This window comes from Flavobacterium sp. B330r, assembly GCF_056824325.1.
The window spans coordinates 3,446,037-3,462,311 of sequence record NZ_CP124860.1 but is presented as its reverse complement, the minus strand read 5'-3'; the positions used below and the strand labels follow the sequence as shown (position 1 = coordinate 3,462,311).

At 33.2% G+C, this 16,275-nt stretch carries 17 protein-coding genes; 14 read left to right on the top strand and 3 right to left on the bottom strand.

The window, feature by feature from the left end:
- Positions 1–54: 54 nt before the first annotated feature.
- On the bottom strand, positions 55–510 hold the full coding sequence (locus tag QLQ95_RS15280) for a hypothetical protein (protein ID WP_482500484.1): 456 nt from the start codon (positions 508–510) through the stop codon (positions 55–57).
- A 541-nt stretch (positions 511–1,051) separates the two neighbouring features.
- Between QLQ95_RS15280 and QLQ95_RS15275 the strand changes: the two genes are divergently transcribed.
- From QLQ95_RS15275 to QLQ95_RS15265, 3 genes are read left to right on the top strand one after another with little or no spacing between them, the layout of a single operon-like run.
- A complete protein-coding gene (locus QLQ95_RS15275; RefSeq protein WP_482500482.1) occupies positions 1,052–2,146 on the top strand; it encodes a serine hydrolase domain-containing protein in 1,095 nt (364 codons plus the stop codon).
- Positions 2,147–2,199: 53 nt separating this feature from the next.
- Positions 2,200–2,439, top strand: a complete 240-nt coding sequence (locus QLQ95_RS15270; RefSeq protein ID WP_482500481.1) for a hypothetical protein — start codon at positions 2,200–2,202, stop codon at positions 2,437–2,439.
- Between the two features lie 20 nt (positions 2,440–2,459).
- Positions 2,460–2,732 carry a hypothetical protein gene (locus QLQ95_RS15265; RefSeq protein ID WP_482500479.1) on the top strand — a complete coding sequence of 91 codons (273 nt, stop codon included), beginning with the start codon at positions 2,460–2,462 and terminating at the stop codon, positions 2,730–2,732.
- Between the two features lie 88 nt (positions 2,733–2,820).
- Here the strand turns inward: QLQ95_RS15265 and QLQ95_RS15260 are convergent, their stop codons facing one another.
- Positions 2,821–3,192, bottom strand: a complete 372-nt coding sequence (locus tag QLQ95_RS15260; RefSeq protein ID WP_482500477.1) for a GreA/GreB family elongation factor — start codon at positions 3,190–3,192, stop codon at positions 2,821–2,823.
- Between the two features lie 514 nt (positions 3,193–3,706).
- Between QLQ95_RS15260 and QLQ95_RS15255 the strand changes: the two genes are divergently transcribed.
- The 10 genes from QLQ95_RS15255 (at position 3,707) to QLQ95_RS15210 (ending at position 12,372) form a co-directional block, all read left to right on the top strand.
- A complete protein-coding gene (locus QLQ95_RS15255; protein ID WP_320494007.1) occupies positions 3,707–5,614 on the top strand; it encodes a S9 family peptidase in 1,908 nt (635 codons plus the stop codon).
- Positions 5,615–5,767: 153 nt separating this feature from the next.
- Entirely contained in the window at positions 5,768–6,262 is a 495-nt protein-coding gene (locus QLQ95_RS15250) for an SRPBCC family protein (RefSeq protein WP_482500476.1), read from the top strand.
- Positions 6,263–6,266: 4 nt separating this feature from the next.
- On the top strand, positions 6,267–6,746 hold the full coding sequence (locus QLQ95_RS15245; protein ID WP_482500475.1) for a hypothetical protein: 480 nt from the start codon (positions 6,267–6,269) through the stop codon (positions 6,744–6,746).
- A gap of 35 nt (positions 6,747–6,781) precedes the next feature.
- Positions 6,782–7,210: a hypothetical protein gene (locus tag QLQ95_RS15240; protein WP_482500473.1), complete on the top strand. Its 429-nt coding sequence runs from the start codon at positions 6,782–6,784 to the stop codon at positions 7,208–7,210.
- A gap of 7 nt (positions 7,211–7,217) precedes the next feature.
- A complete protein-coding gene (locus tag QLQ95_RS15235) occupies positions 7,218–7,631 on the top strand; it encodes a lysozyme inhibitor LprI family protein (RefSeq protein WP_482500472.1) in 414 nt (137 codons plus the stop codon).
- A gap of 96 nt (positions 7,632–7,727) precedes the next feature.
- Positions 7,728–10,037: a type IA DNA topoisomerase gene (locus QLQ95_RS15230; RefSeq protein ID WP_482500470.1), complete on the top strand. Its 2,310-nt coding sequence runs from the start codon at positions 7,728–7,730 to the stop codon at positions 10,035–10,037.
- A 334-nt stretch (positions 10,038–10,371) separates the two neighbouring features.
- Complete coding sequence (locus QLQ95_RS15225; RefSeq protein ID WP_482500469.1) at positions 10,372–10,848, top strand: DUF6265 family protein; 477 nt, start codon at positions 10,372–10,374, stop codon at positions 10,846–10,848.
- A 49-nt stretch (positions 10,849–10,897) separates the two neighbouring features.
- Positions 10,898–11,326, top strand: coding sequence for a hypothetical protein (locus tag QLQ95_RS15220; RefSeq protein WP_482500467.1), 429 nt, complete (start codon positions 10,898–10,900; stop codon positions 11,324–11,326).
- Between the two features lie 43 nt (positions 11,327–11,369).
- Positions 11,370–11,831, top strand: a complete 462-nt coding sequence (locus QLQ95_RS15215; protein ID WP_482500466.1) for a hypothetical protein — start codon at positions 11,370–11,372, stop codon at positions 11,829–11,831.
- A 10-nt stretch (positions 11,832–11,841) separates the two neighbouring features.
- Positions 11,842–12,372 (top strand): hypothetical protein, encoded by a 531-nt coding sequence (locus tag QLQ95_RS15210; protein WP_482500465.1) that lies wholly within the window; start codon positions 11,842–11,844, stop codon positions 12,370–12,372.
- A gap of 112 nt (positions 12,373–12,484) precedes the next feature.
- Here the strand turns inward: QLQ95_RS15210 and QLQ95_RS15205 are convergent, their stop codons facing one another.
- Complete coding sequence (locus QLQ95_RS15205) at positions 12,485–13,645, bottom strand: MFS transporter (RefSeq protein WP_095929814.1); 1,161 nt, start codon at positions 13,643–13,645, stop codon at positions 12,485–12,487.
- 218 nt (positions 13,646–13,863) lie between these two features.
- Here QLQ95_RS15205 and QLQ95_RS15200 point away from each other — a divergent pair, with 218 nt between their 5' ends.
- Complete coding sequence (locus QLQ95_RS15200; RefSeq protein WP_482500463.1) at positions 13,864–16,182, top strand: TonB-dependent siderophore receptor; 2,319 nt, start codon at positions 13,864–13,866, stop codon at positions 16,180–16,182.
- The last annotated feature ends 93 nt before the right edge of the window (positions 16,183–16,275 follow it).

The window sequence follows — 16,275 nt, the reverse complement described above, 5'->3', positions numbered from 1 at the left end:
TATACAATCCCACTGGCACGAGCAGGAAGTTCGCGCCAGCAGGAAGAACAAGTATCAATAGTCATCCTTAATAAGATAACTATCTATTACCATGTCAAAAATATTCTCTTCAACAACAACTTGTTTGAATATTTCTACTTGAATCTCTGCGTCGAGCTCTTCTTCATTCATAGTTTGTGAATCAGCAATATAAAGTTCCCATGAAATCAAATCAATTTTATCTTGATGCTCAAATAATAATTTCGCAAGTTCTAATTCTGATTCCGAAACTTTTATCAAAGTAGCCCATTTATCAAAGCCTGCAATATTGGCAATTACATGCTGTGCGTTCATTAGGGTGAAATTTTCCTCATTGATATCAAAATCTGAAATGATATCATAAATCTGAAAATACTTTGGCGAATAATCGTATTTAAAACCGCTTATTGTTTTGTCAGCAAGAGGGGTTTGAGTCTTAAAATCTCTGTGAAGATTTTTTGCTTGAAGCTTGAAGTAATTAATAGAGTCCATAATATAATCCTTTAGTTCAAAGATTATTATCCTGAGATTTTGCGTTCGTATACTGTAGTCGGATAATAAGCTCTGAGGTTATATTATCTAGTTATTGGTTGATAAAATCTTTGCACGAACGAGCAGGCATACCAAAAACACCTGATACAAATATAAAAATTTTCATTTAAATTATTCTTTACCATTATGTTTTTTTTCTCCCGCTAAAAAAGAAGTCTATTTTTTCATTCTGTTTCCTCCTAGTTTTGTCATTTCGGAACGAGAAATCTTCGCGAGTAACTCCGCAATCAAAATCGCCAATCTTTGTAGAGCTACTTGCGGAGATTTCTCCTAACGTCGAAATGACAAAACTGTGCGGATAAACAAAAAACAACCCTCATTAAATCAGTATATCAAGAAATTTATAAATTAGAAAATACCAAAAACAAATTTACTAACTCGCTGCAGAATTCTCTTATATTTCGAAAAATATAACTACTTTACAAGTTCAAAAATAACCTTTGTACAATCTTAAAAAATAAAACTAATCTCAAAAAAACCAATGAAAGTAACCACCAGTATTTTTACGCTATTACTTATTTCCCAAACTACTTTTGGACAAACAGCTGCAAAAAAAATTGATTCGATTTTTCGTTCGATTGCCACTTATAATCCAGAAATAGCGATGAGCGTAGGATTTGTCGAAAATGGTAATACTACTTTTTTCAACTACGGAAAAATCAGCAAAGAAAGTACACAGGCCGTAAACGAGAATACTATTTATGAGATTGGCTCGATTACCAAACTTCTTACAGGAAATTTAGTAGCGCAAGCCCACAACGAAGGCAAGCTTAAAATTGATGATTTTATAGACGATTATCTGCCAAAAGAATATGTCTTATCAAACGAAATAAAAGGCAAGATCAAAATCTCAGATTTGGCTTCACACCAATCTGGTCTGCCTAATTTTGATTTTAGAAAACTAATGGAAATAAATCCAAAACAGCCATTAGATATAACCAAAGAGAGTGTTCATGCTCTTATAAACGAAAATACAAAACTAATAGATTACGGAAGTTATCGTTATTCTAATATCAGTTATACGCTAATGGGAATGATATTGGAGAAAGTCTACGCAAAGAGTTTTGAAGATATATTGAAAGAAAAAATGCTTCTGCCTCTTAAAATGGAAAATACGCTGACTAGTAATTTTAATGTAAAAAATAAAGTTACGGGTTATGAATTTAATGGAATTCCGCAGGATTTTTTTAACTGGAATTATTTAATCGCTCCCGCAGGTCTTGTAAAATCGAATACTTCAGATTTGACAAAATTGCTAAAAGCTATTTTGTCAAATAATGGTGAAATCTCAAAAGCAACAGCAATTACCGAAACTACTTTTTTTAAAAATACAGAAAGAGAAGTAGGTTTTGGGCAGCAGATGGAACGAGTTGCCGACGATGTTTATTTTTATAAAACAGGAAACACAATGGGATGTGCTACAATATTTGCCTACGATAAAAAATCAAACTGGGGAATGGTAATTTTACTCAACCACAACAGTCCTCAATTAATTGGAGAATTAATGGATGCCAATTACGAGCAGGTCTTTAAGAAAAAGATTGCTTCAAATAACACTAAAAAAATGCAGCTTTAAGTGTTGGATTAATAAAAAACAAATCATGGAAAACTTCGACTGAACCGCTTAAAATGGATTTTGAACAAATAATAGTAGGACGAATTATTCTGGAGTTTTTAGGCGCTTCAGCGAGATTTCTTGGTTATAATTTATGGACTCTTTCCAACGACAATGATTTTAGAACATTTTCAAGTTTCTGGTCGCCAAGCGGAAGTAACCAGAAAAAAGATGATAACAGTAATCGAAATCATATGATTGGGGTTCTTTTTTTAGGCGGTTTCATAATGCTGCTCATTATCTTTAATACGTAATAAGAAACCATTCAAGTAAAATGGGATATCATTTTTACAATGTTGAAACAGAGATTTTATATCTCAATAATTCTAGCGAATACGATACTTTGTCGGTTTTTAAATTCTGCGCCAATCATCTTTACAGAATAAACGAAAGGATTAAAAACGGAGAAACGATCAAAATCATTGAAAATATTGGCAAAGAATATACTAAAACGTATGTAATTGAAAATACCGCAGATTTTAAAAAATGGGTCGAAAAAATATACAACGGAGGTTTTGAAGATTATCTCGAAACTGGAATGAAATAGATTATTCTAAAATAGTATTCATAAAAAAAATCCCAAAAGAAATACTCTTTTGGGATTTTACTAAACTTAAAACGAAACGATAGTAAACCTACTCCTCTACTTTTAAAATCTCTAATTTGAGATTTCCTTTTTTAGCAGGCCATTCAACAATATCGCCTTCTTTGTAACCTACCATTGCAATTCCTTCGTCTGAAAGAACCGAAATTTTGTTTTTACTTGCTTTTGCTTTATCTGGACCAACTATGAGAATTGTTTTTTCTTCGTTATTGATATGATCTTTGTAAGTAACTTTTCGATCTATCGAAACTACATCTTCAGGCAAATTTTTTCGCAATACTTGCGTAGCATGTTTTAGCTGGCCTAATAAAAGTTCTTCTTCTTGTATGGTTACTTTTTTTCTTCTTACGTGATCTTTAATTAAATCGTATGTTCCTGTTGTTAAAATTATATTTTGTGACATGACTTTCTTGTTGGTTTCATTTTCTCTAAAATAGGACACAACTCTTCAGTGAATAGCACGCAAAACGAACTACTCAGTGATATCCTATCCGGAATAAAAATGAGATTAAATAATAAAAATTAAATACTAAAATATCCCCCTGTCTAGAGTTGTGACAGGGCTAAAGAAATAAACTCTTTTGAGTTTTTTAAGAAAGTATCGTCATGCAAATACAATAACGTGCACATTAAGCACATTAAAGAACTGTTTATTAAATAAAAATTTGCAGTGACCATTATAATATCAAATTATTTTGGCAATATACGCCTTTTTTATCTTACAAAAAAATGAAGCGTCTAGAGAACTTCCTTTAATTTTTCTAGTGCTATCCAATAAAGCAGCAAAATAATTTAACTCCATTTATATTGCAAACTTTTTCCTATTTTTGAGTTGATAAAAAACAGATTATCAATACCATTACAATATATTCCCAGAGTAGTTTTATAATTCATCAATCACCAAAAACAAACCAAACATGATTAAAAAATCCATTTTATCCATTTTAGTTCTTTTGGCAATCACTTTAAATTCCTGCAAACAGGAACCAAAAGAAACACCTGCCCCATTAATTGATGTAAAGACCTTCTTCAAGAATGGAGAAAAAAGCTCTTTCAAAATTTCGCCCGACGGAAATTACTTTAGCTATCGTGCCGATTATAAAGGAAAAACCAACGTTTTTGTTCAGAAAGTAAACGACACCAAAGCGGTTCGCGTAACAAACGACACTTTGCGAAGCATTTTCAATTATTTCTGGAAAGGTGACCGAATTATTTATGCGCAAGACGTAGGCGGAGACGAGAATTTCCAACTCTTTTCGGTAAAAACAGATGGAACCGATTTAAAAGCATTAACACCTTTTCCGGGTGTTAGAAGTGACATTATAGACGCTCTAATTGATGTTCCAGGCAAAGAAAAAGAACTAATTGTACAAATCAACAAAAGGGTAAAAGAATACTTTGATCCTTATCTTTTAAATGTCGAAACTGGAACTCTGACACTTCTTTACGACAACAAGGAAAATTTTGACGGATGGGTTACAGACAATAATGGCGTTATCCGTCTTGCTTCAAAAACGGACGGTGTAAACATTACTTGGAATTATCGAAATTCTGATAAAGAACCTTTTACGCCTCTTATTACCACAACTTTCAAAGATTTCTTTTCTCCTGCTTCTTTTGACAAAGACAATAAAAACATTTATGCTTTGAGTAATATTGGCAAGGATAAAGTGGTTTTGGTTGAATATGACCCAATTGGCAAAAAAAATGTAAAAGAATTGTTTGCTGACCCTAAATATGATTTAGATGCGGTTAATTACGATCGAAAAAAACAAGTCTTGACTTCTGTAACTTGGGAAGCCGAAAAACAAGAAGAACATTTTTTTGATAAAGAATGGGAAGCAATCAAAAACAATCTGAAAAAGCAGATTGAAGGTTACGAAACTGAAATTGTAAACTACGACGATGCAAGAACCAAAGCTATTGTTTGGGCTGGAAACGATAGAACTCCAGGAAAATACTATATATACGATTTCAAAACTACAAAAGTTAAAGAAGTTGCGAATCCGTTTCCTTGGATCGAAGAGAAACACATGAGCCATATTAAACCTATTACGTATAAATCGAGAGATGGTCTTGAAATTCACGGCTATTTAACGCTTCCGTTGGGAGTTGAACCTAAAAATCTGCCTGTCATTATTAACCCTCATGGCGGTCCGTGGGCAAGAGATGGCTGGTATTATAATCCAGAAGTTCAGTTCTTGGCAAATCGTGGTTACGCTGTCTTACAGATGAACTACAGAGGAAGCACCGGTTATGGAAAGGAATTTTGGCAATCTAGTTTTAAACAATGGGGTAAAAAAATGCAAGACGACATTACCGATGGTGTCGAATGGCTGAAAAAAGAAGGCATTGCAGACCCAAATAGAATTGCTATTTATGGCGGTAGTTACGGTGGTTATGCAACACTTGCCGGAATCACTTTTACACCCGATTTGTATGCCGCGGCTGTAGATTATGTGGGCGTGAGCAATTTGTTTACTTTCATGAATACGATTCCGCCTTATTGGACACCTTATCTAGATCAGTTTCATGAAATGGTGGGCGATCCTAAAAAAGATAGTTTGTTGCTGGCCTCTGCATCGCCTGCATTACACGCAGACAAAATAAAAACGCCTTTGTTTATTGCACAAGGAGCAAACGATCCAAGAGTAAATAAAGCTGAAAGCGACCAAATGGTTGAAGCGCTGAAAAAACGTGGTGTCGTTGTAGAATACATGGTTAAAAATGATGAAGGACATGGTTTTAGAAATCAAGACAATCGTTTTGATTTTTATGGCGCCATGGAAAAATTCCTAGACAAACATTTGAAACAAAAGAAATAAATAATATCAAGCGTAAAATTAAAAGCTGCAGAGAAACATTTTCTGCAGCTTTTTTTCTGAAATAAAAAGTAAGAAGAAATAGCTTACATTTGTTTTAATCAATGTTATAATTTTAGATCTCTTTTCGCTAACCGCAAAATACTATAAACCATCATGGAAAACTTCGATTGGACTTCTTTCACCAAAAAAATAGCCGTTAAAGCTCAACTTTCAGACATTTACGATGCTTGGACAAAAGCAAATGAGTTAGAAAAATGGTTTCTTGAAAAAGTATCTTTTTTTGGCGCTAATCAGGAATCTATAGGCAAAGACAAAAACGCAGAAAAAGATAATACGTACGAATGGCTTTGGTATTTGTATGATGATGCTATGTCAGGAAAAATCGTTTCTGCCAATGGAATTGATCAACTGCAATTTACTTTTGAAGGAAACTGTCTTGTAGATATAAATCTAAGCCAGAAAGACGATTACACGATTGTAGAACTTCGCCATTACAACATTCCAACAGATGATCATTCGAAACAATACATTAGATTGGGCTGTTCCAACGGTTGGCATTTTTATCTCACAAATCTAAAATCGGTTTACGAAGGTGGATTAGATTTGAGAAATAAAGATCGTAATTTGGATCCGATGATTAATAATTAAGAATATGATATCACAAATTGATATTAGCGAATTCAGAAAAAGACTTAAAGCCAATACCAAACAAGGAAATCCAAAAATTAGTGGCACTCCTCTTCATGCCTTTAATATGATTGGAGAAAAAGACAAACTTTTTTTTGGCATAATAAATCAAAATGATTTTAGAATAACCCAAAATGCTATACTTCATCCTATTCCATTTATTTTAAAAGGAAAATTTAAATCAAAAAATGCAACTCAAACAGAGATTTTATATGAAATAATTCCAATTAAGTTTGGCTATTACTGGAGTCGTTATTTTCCTTATTTTGCATTTTTATTATTCAATACAGTATTTATTGTTAAAAAAGCGCCATTTATAGTATACATTATTTTCAATTCGTTTCTTTTAATTGCTAGTTTGATTTCCAGAACAATCACCAGCTACAAAAAAAGAAAATTTATAAACAATTTTAGAAAAGTATTTGAAATAACAGACAATGAATAAGAAATAATCCGCTAAAATTCAACCAATTAAACTCTATGAAATCACTAATCACCTCTTTTCTTTTAATTCTCACCTTAACTTTATCCGCACAATCCAATCAATTTGTTGGCGAATATTCTCGTTCACTTTCTGAAAAAGAAAAACACACAATCGAATATAAACTGACTTTAAACCCAGACGGAACTTTTCTGTTTCATTCGTATTCGAAAATACAAGGCGGAAATTCAGCAGAAGACAATAAATACGGAAAAGGAAAATGGATTGCAAAAGACAATCTGATTACTTTTTCAGCAAACAAAAAAGAAGATTTCGACTCAAAATATACTTTAGATTTCAATAATTCAACCGCTAGATTTATTGCTAAAAATCCGCGAGATAAAAGCGATAAGGTTGTTAAGACCAAACTTCAATTTTTAGAATCGGAAATTTTCTGGATGAAGAGTATCGATGTTTTTAAATTATAAATGAAAAATGAAAAAAGTATTTCTTTTAACTTGTCTGATTTTATCAGTCGCAGCATTTTCACAAACCAAAAAAGATTATCCAATCGATCTTTTAGAATCAAAATGTATAAATCAAAAAGACATCTCTGATGCAGACAAGTGCAATTGTATCATACAAGCCCGCGAATCTTGGGACAAAGAATTGAACAAAAGTTATAATTTACTAAAAACAAAACTCCCAAAAGAAAATTTTGAAACTTTAAAAGAATCTCAAAAACAATGGCTTCTTTTTCGCGATAAAGAATATGAGTTTAGCTCGAAATACTTTTCCGAAATAAAGCAAGGAACTTTGTGGTATGCCGTTTCCGAAAGCTTAAAAAGAGACTTAGTAAAAAGAAGAGCGATTGAATTGGAGGCATATTACAAAATGTTTGATTATTAAACTTTCTTTTAGAAAGCTTTGCCCCTTTGGACCTAATAATCTTTGCCCCTTTCCCATAAAATCCGTACTTTCGCATGTCAAACTAGAAAAGAAAAAATGAAGGTCTGTATTGCTGAGAAACCAAGTGTAGCGCGTGAAATTGCATCTGTTTTGGGTGCCAATACCAAACACGATGGCTATTACGAAGGGAATGGTTATGCAGTAACTTACACTTTCGGGCATTTATGCACTTTAAAAGAACCCAACGATTATAAACCGCATTGGAAAAGCTGGGATTTGAACAATCTGCCCATGCTTCCTGAAAAGTTCGAAACCAAAGTGGTTCAAAACTCAGGAATTCAAAAACAGTTTAAAATCATTAAAAGTCTTTTTGAGAAAGCCGACGTGGTTATCAACTGCGGGGATGCTGGACAAGAAGGAGAATTGATTCAGCGCTGGGTGATGAACGAAGCGCATTACAAAGGCGAAATTCAGCGATTATGGATTTCATCTCTTACCACAGAAGCTATTAAAGAAGGTTTTGAAAACTTAAAACCCTCTGCCAACTACGATAATTTATTCTACGCCGGATTTTCTAGAGCTATCGGCGATTGGCTTTTAGGAATAAATGCCACACGTTTGTACACTGTAAAACATGGCGGCTACAAACAAGTTTTGTCTATCGGTCGTGTACAAACGCCAACGTTGGCGATGGTTGTAGAGCGTTTTAGAGAAATCGAAAACTTTAAACCGCAGCCGTATTGGGAATTGCAGACTTTATACAGAGAAACGCTTTTTAGTTACGAAGAAGGACGTTTCCTAAACCAAGAAGATGGACAAGTTATCGCAGCCAAAGTCAAGGAAAGTGATTTCGAAATCGTCTCTGTTGATAAGAAGAACGGAAATGAATATGCTCCAAAGCTTTTCGACTTAACGGGTCTACAAGTTTATTGCAATCAAAAATTTGGATTTTCTGCCGAAGAAACATTGAAGATTGCACAGACTTTGTACGAACAGAAAGTGATTACATATCCCAGAGTTGATACGACTTTTTTACCAGGTGATATATATCCGAAAGTGCCTGGAATTCTGCAGAAATTAACCAATTATGCCGAATTGACTCAGCCTCTTTTAGGAAAAAAAATCAAAAAATCGCCAAAGGTTTTCAATGATAAAAAAGTAACCGATCACCATGCGATTATTCCAACGGGAGTTCAAAATAATCTGCCTCATAATCAGCAGCAGGTTTATGATATTATTACCCGACGCTTTATTGCTGTTTTTTATGATGACTGTTTGGTTGCCAATACCACAGTTATTGGAAAAGCTGCCGATGTGACTTTTAAAGCGACCGGAAAAGAAATCTTGAAGAAAGGTTTCCGCGTTGTTTTTGAAGATCCGAATGCAAAGGAAAAAGAACCCGATTTACTGCCGAGTTTTACCGTGGGCGAAAAAGGTCCACACGAACCTTCATTTCTTCAAAAAGAAACCAAGCCGCCCAATCAGTTTACAGAGGCAACTTTACTGCGTGCCATGGAAACCGCAGGAAAACAGGTTGATGACGAAGATTTACGCGAATTAATGAAAGAAAACGGAATCGGTCGTCCGTCAACGCGTGCGAATATTATTGAGACGCTTTTCAAACGCCAATATATTGTTCGAAACAAAAAACAAGTTTTACCCACTTTGACTGGAATTCAATTGATTGATACGATTCAGAACGAATTGGTAAAATCGGCCGAACTTACAGGAACTTGGGAAAAACAATTGAAAGATATTGAAAAAGGGACTTTCACCGCAGCGGCCTTCATCAGAAACATGAAACGTATGGTTGAAGCTTTGGTTTATGAAGTTCGAAGCGAAACCAAGCACGCCAATATTTCGCATGCGGCAACGATTCAGAAACCAGTTGTAAAAGCGGAAAAAGAGAAAAAGAAAGCCTCTGGAATTTCGGCAGAAACTTGTCCGAAATGCCAAAAAGGAAAGATACTGAAAGGAAAATCGGCCTTTGGCTGCAGCGAGTACAAATCGGGCTGTGATTTTGTATTGCCTTTTGTTTTTCATGATAAAAAAATAACCGAAAGTCAGTATTTACGATTGGTTCAGAAAGGTTCTACAGTAAACATAAAAGGCTTTAAAACCGATTCTGGAACTGTTGAAGGCTTAATTCGTTTTGAAGAAAATTACAAACTGAAATTGGAACCAAAGAAAACCGATAAAAAAGCCGAACCCAAAGAAAGTTCAGATGCATTGGTTTGTCCGAAATGTAAAAAAGGAACAATTCTAAAAGGCAAAACGGCTTATGGTTGCGCAGAATATAAATCGGGCTGTGATTTTAAAGTGACTTTTGACGAAGTTCGCGAAAAACTAAAAGATCAAAAACCAACTAAGGAATTGGTTTACTCTATTTTGAGTGCAAGCGTTTGATTTTTTTTTAGCCACGAATTCACGAATTTTATTTTTACAATCTTTGAGCAAAACAAAAAACTTGTGGTTATTTTTTACTCGCAGATTTAGCAGATTTGACAGATTTTTATAATGCAGAGTACAAAATAAATCTGCTGAATCTGCTAAATCTGCGTGAGACAAAATCATTCTAATCTTTTTAATCTGTGGCTAAAAATAATTTTACTCTTCAATAATAATTCGAAAAATTCACAGAAAACTTTCCATTCCGTTTATCAAGAAAAATTCGTGAATTCGTGGCTAAAAAAATTTTCATACTTTAGTAGCATATTACCAAACCCAAAATCTCATAAATATGTTTCAGAAAATTACTCTTTTAGCACTTGTTATAGCCGCAGTTTCATGCCAGAAAAAAGAAACGGTAGAAAAAGATAAAATCAAAAAAGCCGACTGGTTAATTGGAAACTGGGAAAACAAAACTCCTGAAGGCATTTTATCTGAAAACTGGCAAAAACTAAACGACAGTACTTTTAGCGCTTCTTCTTATTTTATAAAAGGAAAAGACACTCTACATTTTGAAACTATTGTTTTGGCGCAATTAGGCGAAACACTAACTTACAAAGCAACTGTAAAAGGTCAAAACGATGACAAACCCGTTTTCTTTCCTTCTACTTCAGAAACAGAGCAACAATTGATTTTTGAAAATCCGAAACACGATTATCCTCAAAAAATCACTTATACAAAAGGGGCAAATAATACTTTAACCGCAGAAATCTCTGGGAACATGAATGGAAAACCAAGTTCTGAGAAGTTTGTTATGACGAAGAAGTAATTCAATGTTTTTTGTAAAAAATAAAATGACAAAAAGAAGAATTAGAATAATGATTAATATTATTTTAATTCTTCTTTTTGTGTCTTGTAACAATTATCTATTAAGCTATAAAAGCATTAAATCAGGTTTTTTGTATAACGATGGAATTTACACTATTTCTGGAAAGGATCGAAATATTTTGATCAAAGAACTAAAAGATGGATCGAAAATATTTGCCATAAGAAACAGTAAAAACAAAATACTGTTTCAACAAAACTTAGATGAAACTTTTAGCGCTTATCACTATTGGGTTTTATATGTGGATAAAAATGCTGATGTATGGTATTATAATTCAGATTACCTTTCGTCTCAGGCAGTAATTTTTAATAAAGAAACTCAGCAATATGAAATAAAAGATATCTGTAAATTTAAATTAGAATTACCTATCGAATTTAAAAAGGAAATAGAATCGAAAGGAGCTAAAATGTGTGATTTTTGATATAAAGTTTTGTCTTTTCAGAAAATAAATAACTATAACTTTAATGAAAAAGCTTTTCTTATTAATTCTGTTTTCAACTTTAATAATAAGCTGTAACGAAAAAACTCAAAATTATATTGATACTATTTGGGATAATTTTTCATTTAATTCTACATTATCAAATAGTACTCAAATCGTCATAAAAGCTTATGATTCGACTGCAACATATAGAAGATCTAGCAATATAGAATCTTTTAACCCAATAAAAGAATTTAAAACCAATAACAGACAACAAATAAAAGACTTTGAAAGTGTCTTTAAAAATGCAGAAAAAACAGGCTATTGTTGTTGTCCAACTAGTTCCTATTCTATTCATTTCCTTAATCAAAAAGAGCAGCTTGGCTTATTTTATGTTGATACATTACAAATTAAAGATAAGGTTCGAATTTATGAAGGGAGTTTTCAATATTCTTATATTATAGAAAAAGAAAAATGGAAAGAATATCTTAAAGAAATATCAGATTAAAGTGTACAAATTGCCTAAAGTAAATCAATCAAGCCGAAAATTTATTTTTGGAAAATTAGAAGCGAGAAAATTTATAGTATCCGATTATTTATATTTAGCCGGATACATAATTGGAATAATGTTATATGTGTTTGCTAGCAAATATCAACCAAGAAATATATTTGCAATCTCTTTTACTGTATCTATAATATGTGGTGGACAAACAATTTCGTCACCCTTTGGGCTGAGATTTAGAAACGTTTATTTTTCAATTCTCTGGTTAATACTTTCTCTCATTTTTTTAATTGCTAATTATTTTACAGCATTGATTCCTCTATTAACTTTTATTCTCTATCATATAATCAGAATGATATTTTGGAAGAAAAACAAAAGAGAATTTATTCCATATGAAACTGGAAAAGGGCAAATGTACCGATACAAAAGTTATTTTGAAGGCAGATATGGAGATCTGAAAGATAAAAGATATACTAAAATTCTTTTAGGAATCGGTATTTTAATAATCCTTCTTTGTTTTATCCAAACAATTGGATTAAAGGTTTAAAACGACAGTATGCCTAATTTAAAGCTATGTATAAATTAATTAATTAATTTATATAATAATCCTAAAAAACCTTAGAACCTCAGCATCTCAGAACCTTAGCATCTTAAAAAGACTACTCATTCTCCCCAATCTTATTCACCATAAAAATCATCAGAATACCGAGAAGCGCCATAACTAGAAATGCCCATTTCATGCTTAAATATTCAGAGATAAAACCAACCATTGGCGGAACCAATAAAAATCCGAGGTAACCAATTGTTGATATCGAAGTTAAAGCAGAACCACTGCTTAATTTTGAAGATCTTCCGGCAATACTAAATACTAACGGAACCACGCAAGAAACCCCAAATCCGATTAAAACATAACCGAAAATTGTTGGGTAGGCATACGGCAAAATAAAACAAACACCGAAACCAGCTGTGATTAAAATTCCGCTATAAAGCAAGATTTTTTTAGTTCCAAATTTCATTACGCCATAATCTCCAAATATACGTCCTAACGTTACTGCCGAAGCAAAAAACACGAATGCTGCACTGGTTAATTTTGGAGAAGCTTTCAATATATTTTCGAAATAAATTCCGCTCCAGTCGTACATGGTATTTTCACAAGCCATTGAAACGAAACAAATTAGAGAGAATTTTACCAGATTTTTTTCCGGCATCGAGAAGAACTTCTTTTTAACTGGAACAGGTTCATTGTGAATACTCATCGGATAAAAACAAGCCGTTAGCGCCAGCATAAAAATACTTACTCCCAATAAATGATGCGATGGTGCAATTTTCTGCGTCACCATTACATAACCTAATCCCGCACCCGAGAAAACGGCAATACTCCAAACGGCATGAAAACGCGTAATAATAGATTTCGGATATAGTTTCTGCACTTCTAGAGACTGTGCATTTATAGATAAATTGAAAATATTACGAGAAGCCCCAAAGAATAAAAGTATAATAACCAACTGCCAAACAAATGCCGCCAAACCAGGCAAAGACAGTGCAATATTGAACATAACCGCACCAAGAAGCATGATATAACGGCTGCTGTATTTATTTAATAGTTTTCCTGTAAAAGGCATTGTTAGCATTAAACCTATCGGAAAAGCAAATAAAACTGCACCAAATTCGGCCTCAGACAATTTTAATTGGGCTTGTATATGTGGAATTCTTGAAACCCACGAAGAATATCCAAAACCAGAAAGGAAGAAAAAAACAGTATTGGCAATACGATATCCTCTAGGCGTATTTTGAATCTTTTTAAAGAATGGTAAAATCATGAAGTCATTTTTCAGACTGCAAAATTAAGGCTTTAAAACTTTATCTCGCTAAAACATCAACTAAGAATTTCATTTAATTATCTCAATAATCAACATTTAACAATTTCAAAACTAAATGACAAAAAAATAAAATTGTTAAAGTTATTTTAATTTTTACATTTGCATTGTTTTTATTTATTCTAAATAAATATTATTTATAAACCAATTAATAAATAGCAATGAATTACCTCAGTTTGAAAACTTCACGTTTTCTATTTTCTATCAGTTTTTTATTTTCGTTTTTATCTTCCTTTGCACAAAACCACGGAAAAATTAAAGGAACCATAACTACCTCAGACGGCGATGCTGCTGCAGGTGTAAATATTATTCTTAAAAGCACAAAATACGGTACCGTTTCTAATGACGATGGCACTTTTGATTTTAATAAAGTAAGAGCCAATTCTTATACACTTCAAGTATCTTTGGCAGGTTACGAAACCGCAGAAACTGAAGTTACAGTTACAGAAAATGAAACCTCAACAATTAATTTACAGCTTAAGGTTTCTAATAAGGAATTGAATGAAGTTATCGTAAATGGCAAGAAAAGCAACTTATCAAAAAAGACCGATTATGTAGCCAGAATGCCACTAAAGAATCTGGAAAATCCTCAGGTTTATAATGTTATTCACAAAGAACTATTACAAGAGCAAATTGCGGTAGACATAAGAAGCGCGGTTCAAAATGCTACGGGCGCAATCTCAAAAATATATCCTTCTGGCGGACTTGAAATTAGTTTTAGAGGATTCAGCACGGGTGTAAATGCACGAAACGGCATGGAGACTCTTTCTGGACGAAGCTCTATCTCAATTGATAATGCCGAACGAATTGAGGTGCTAAAAGGGCCTTCTGGAACTTTGTTTGGTTCTTCTGTTTCTTCATTTGGAGGAGTTGTAAACTTGGTTACCAAAAAGCCTTTTGAAACTAGCAAAACAGAGATATCTTATACAGGAGGAAGCTTTGGACTACAGCGCGTTGCGGTTGATTTTAATATGCCTTTGACTCCAAACAAAAAAGTTTTGTTTAGAATGAACGCTTCGGCAAATACAGAAAACAGCTTCTTAAATTATGGTTTTAATAAAACGGTCTTATTTGCACCGAGCATTATTTATAAAGCAACCGATAGGTTAACGCTGAGTTTAGACACCGAGATTTTCAATACCAACAATACACGCCCTACTTATGGACGTTCGTATGCGGCAGGACTTACCAACCCAACAGACCTAAAAGTAGATTACAGAACAAGCTTATTTGCAGATGATCTTGATGCTAAAACAAGTTCTCCTAAAATATTTGCTCAGGCAGAATATAAACTTTCTGATAATTGGAAATCTACCACACTATTCTCATTGGTAGACGAACGTGTCGATCATAGTTATCAGTACTATACTGCATGGCAATCGCCAACAGAAGTTCAAAGAATGGTATCCCGTTTTGGACCAATTCATAATAATTTTACCAATTTTCAGGAAAATATTAATGGTGAATTTTCTACAGGAAGCATCAAACATAAACTCTTAACAGGTATTAATTACAGATTTACAAAAGGAACATTTAAATATGCTACCACACAAGTATTAGATGAAATTGATGTAACAACAGATTTCGAACCAATTCGAAAAAGCGATGTAGACCCAAAATTGAAAGAAATGCAATTTGGCGTTCCAAATGAACAGACTTTTAGCGTTTATGCTTCAGATGTAGTTAGTTTTACAGATCGCTTATCTGTAATGCTTAGTCTTCGTTTGGATAACTTTGTTCAGAAAAAAATCGAAGATACAGAGGGCTACAACCAAACTGCTTTGTCTCCAAAATTAGGTTTGGTTTATGAAGTAGTTAAAAATCAGGTTTCTTTATTTGGAAATTACATGAATGGTTTTCAAAATTCAGGTCCAGTAAATCAGCCAGATGGATCAATATTAATCTTAAAACCAGTTTATGCTAATCAATATGAAGGCGGTGTAAAAGTAGAAGCTTTCAATAAAAAATTAAGCACAACACTGAGCTATTATAACATTACAATTGATAATGCTACAAGAACAAAACCAGACGGATACAATGTTCAGGATGGAAAACAAGTAAGTAAAGGAATTGATTTTGAATTTATTGCCAATCCAATAAACGGTTTAAACGTGACGGCTGGTTATGCTTATAATGACAATCGTATCGTTAAATCGTCTGACCCTCTAATTGAAGGCAACAAAGCTAGCGGAGCACCAGAAAATGTGGTTAATTTTTGGGTTTCGTACAAACTTCAAAACACACTAAAAAATTTAGGCTTTGGTTTTGGAGGAAATTATGTAGACAAACAGTATAAATTTGAAGACGAAAGCTTTTATGCTCCTTCTTATTCTATTTATAGTGCAACAGTATTTTACGACAGACCCGTTTGGAGACTTGGAGTTAAATTCAACAACCTGACCAACACAAAGTATTGGGATTCTTATGGAATGGCTCAAACTCCAGCAAACTTCTTAGTAAACCTAACCGTAAGACTTTAGTTTTCTTACTCAAATATTTTCCACAACCTCGAAATACGTTCCATATGAAATGAATTTCGAGGTTTTTTAGTGTTTTATTTTTAATTATTCTAA

Excerpts from the sequence above, each read along its gene's own strand:
- QLQ95_RS15270 (WP_482500481.1), top strand. The coding sequence starts at position 2,200 with ATGGATTTTGAACAAATAATAGTAGGACGAATTATTCTGGAGTTTTTA.
- QLQ95_RS15200 (WP_482500463.1), top strand. The coding sequence starts at position 13,864 with ATGAATTACCTCAGTTTGAAAACTTCACGTTTTCTATTTTCTATCAGT.
- QLQ95_RS15260 (WP_482500477.1), bottom strand. The coding sequence starts at position 3,192 with ATGTCACAAAATATAATTTTAACAACAGGAACATACGATTTAATTAAA.
- QLQ95_RS15280 (WP_482500484.1), bottom strand. The coding sequence starts at position 510 with ATGGACTCTATTAATTACTTCAAGCTTCAAGCAAAAAATCTTCACAGA.
- QLQ95_RS15230 (WP_482500470.1), top strand. The coding sequence starts at position 7,728 with ATGAAGGTCTGTATTGCTGAGAAACCAAGTGTAGCGCGTGAAATTGCA.
- QLQ95_RS15250 (WP_482500476.1), top strand. The coding sequence starts at position 5,768 with ATGGAAAACTTCGATTGGACTTCTTTCACCAAAAAAATAGCCGTTAAA.
- QLQ95_RS15235 (WP_482500472.1), top strand. The coding sequence starts at position 7,218 with ATGAAAAAAGTATTTCTTTTAACTTGTCTGATTTTATCAGTCGCAGCA.
- QLQ95_RS15265 (WP_482500479.1), top strand. The coding sequence starts at position 2,460 with ATGGGATATCATTTTTACAATGTTGAAACAGAGATTTTATATCTCAAT.
- QLQ95_RS15255 (WP_320494007.1), top strand. The coding sequence starts at position 3,707 with ATGATTAAAAAATCCATTTTATCCATTTTAGTTCTTTTGGCAATCACT.
- QLQ95_RS15245 (WP_482500475.1), top strand. The coding sequence starts at position 6,267 with ATGATATCACAAATTGATATTAGCGAATTCAGAAAAAGACTTAAAGCC.
- QLQ95_RS15275 (WP_482500482.1), top strand. The coding sequence starts at position 1,052 with ATGAAAGTAACCACCAGTATTTTTACGCTATTACTTATTTCCCAAACT.
- QLQ95_RS15240 (WP_482500473.1), top strand. The coding sequence starts at position 6,782 with ATGAAATCACTAATCACCTCTTTTCTTTTAATTCTCACCTTAACTTTA.
- QLQ95_RS15220 (WP_482500467.1), top strand. The coding sequence starts at position 10,898 with ATGATTAATATTATTTTAATTCTTCTTTTTGTGTCTTGTAACAATTAT.
- QLQ95_RS15205 (WP_095929814.1), bottom strand. The coding sequence starts at position 13,645 with ATGATTTTACCATTCTTTAAAAAGATTCAAAATACGCCTAGAGGATAT.
- QLQ95_RS15225 (WP_482500469.1), top strand. The coding sequence starts at position 10,372 with ATGTTTCAGAAAATTACTCTTTTAGCACTTGTTATAGCCGCAGTTTCA.
- QLQ95_RS15215 (WP_482500466.1), top strand. The coding sequence starts at position 11,370 with ATGAAAAAGCTTTTCTTATTAATTCTGTTTTCAACTTTAATAATAAGC.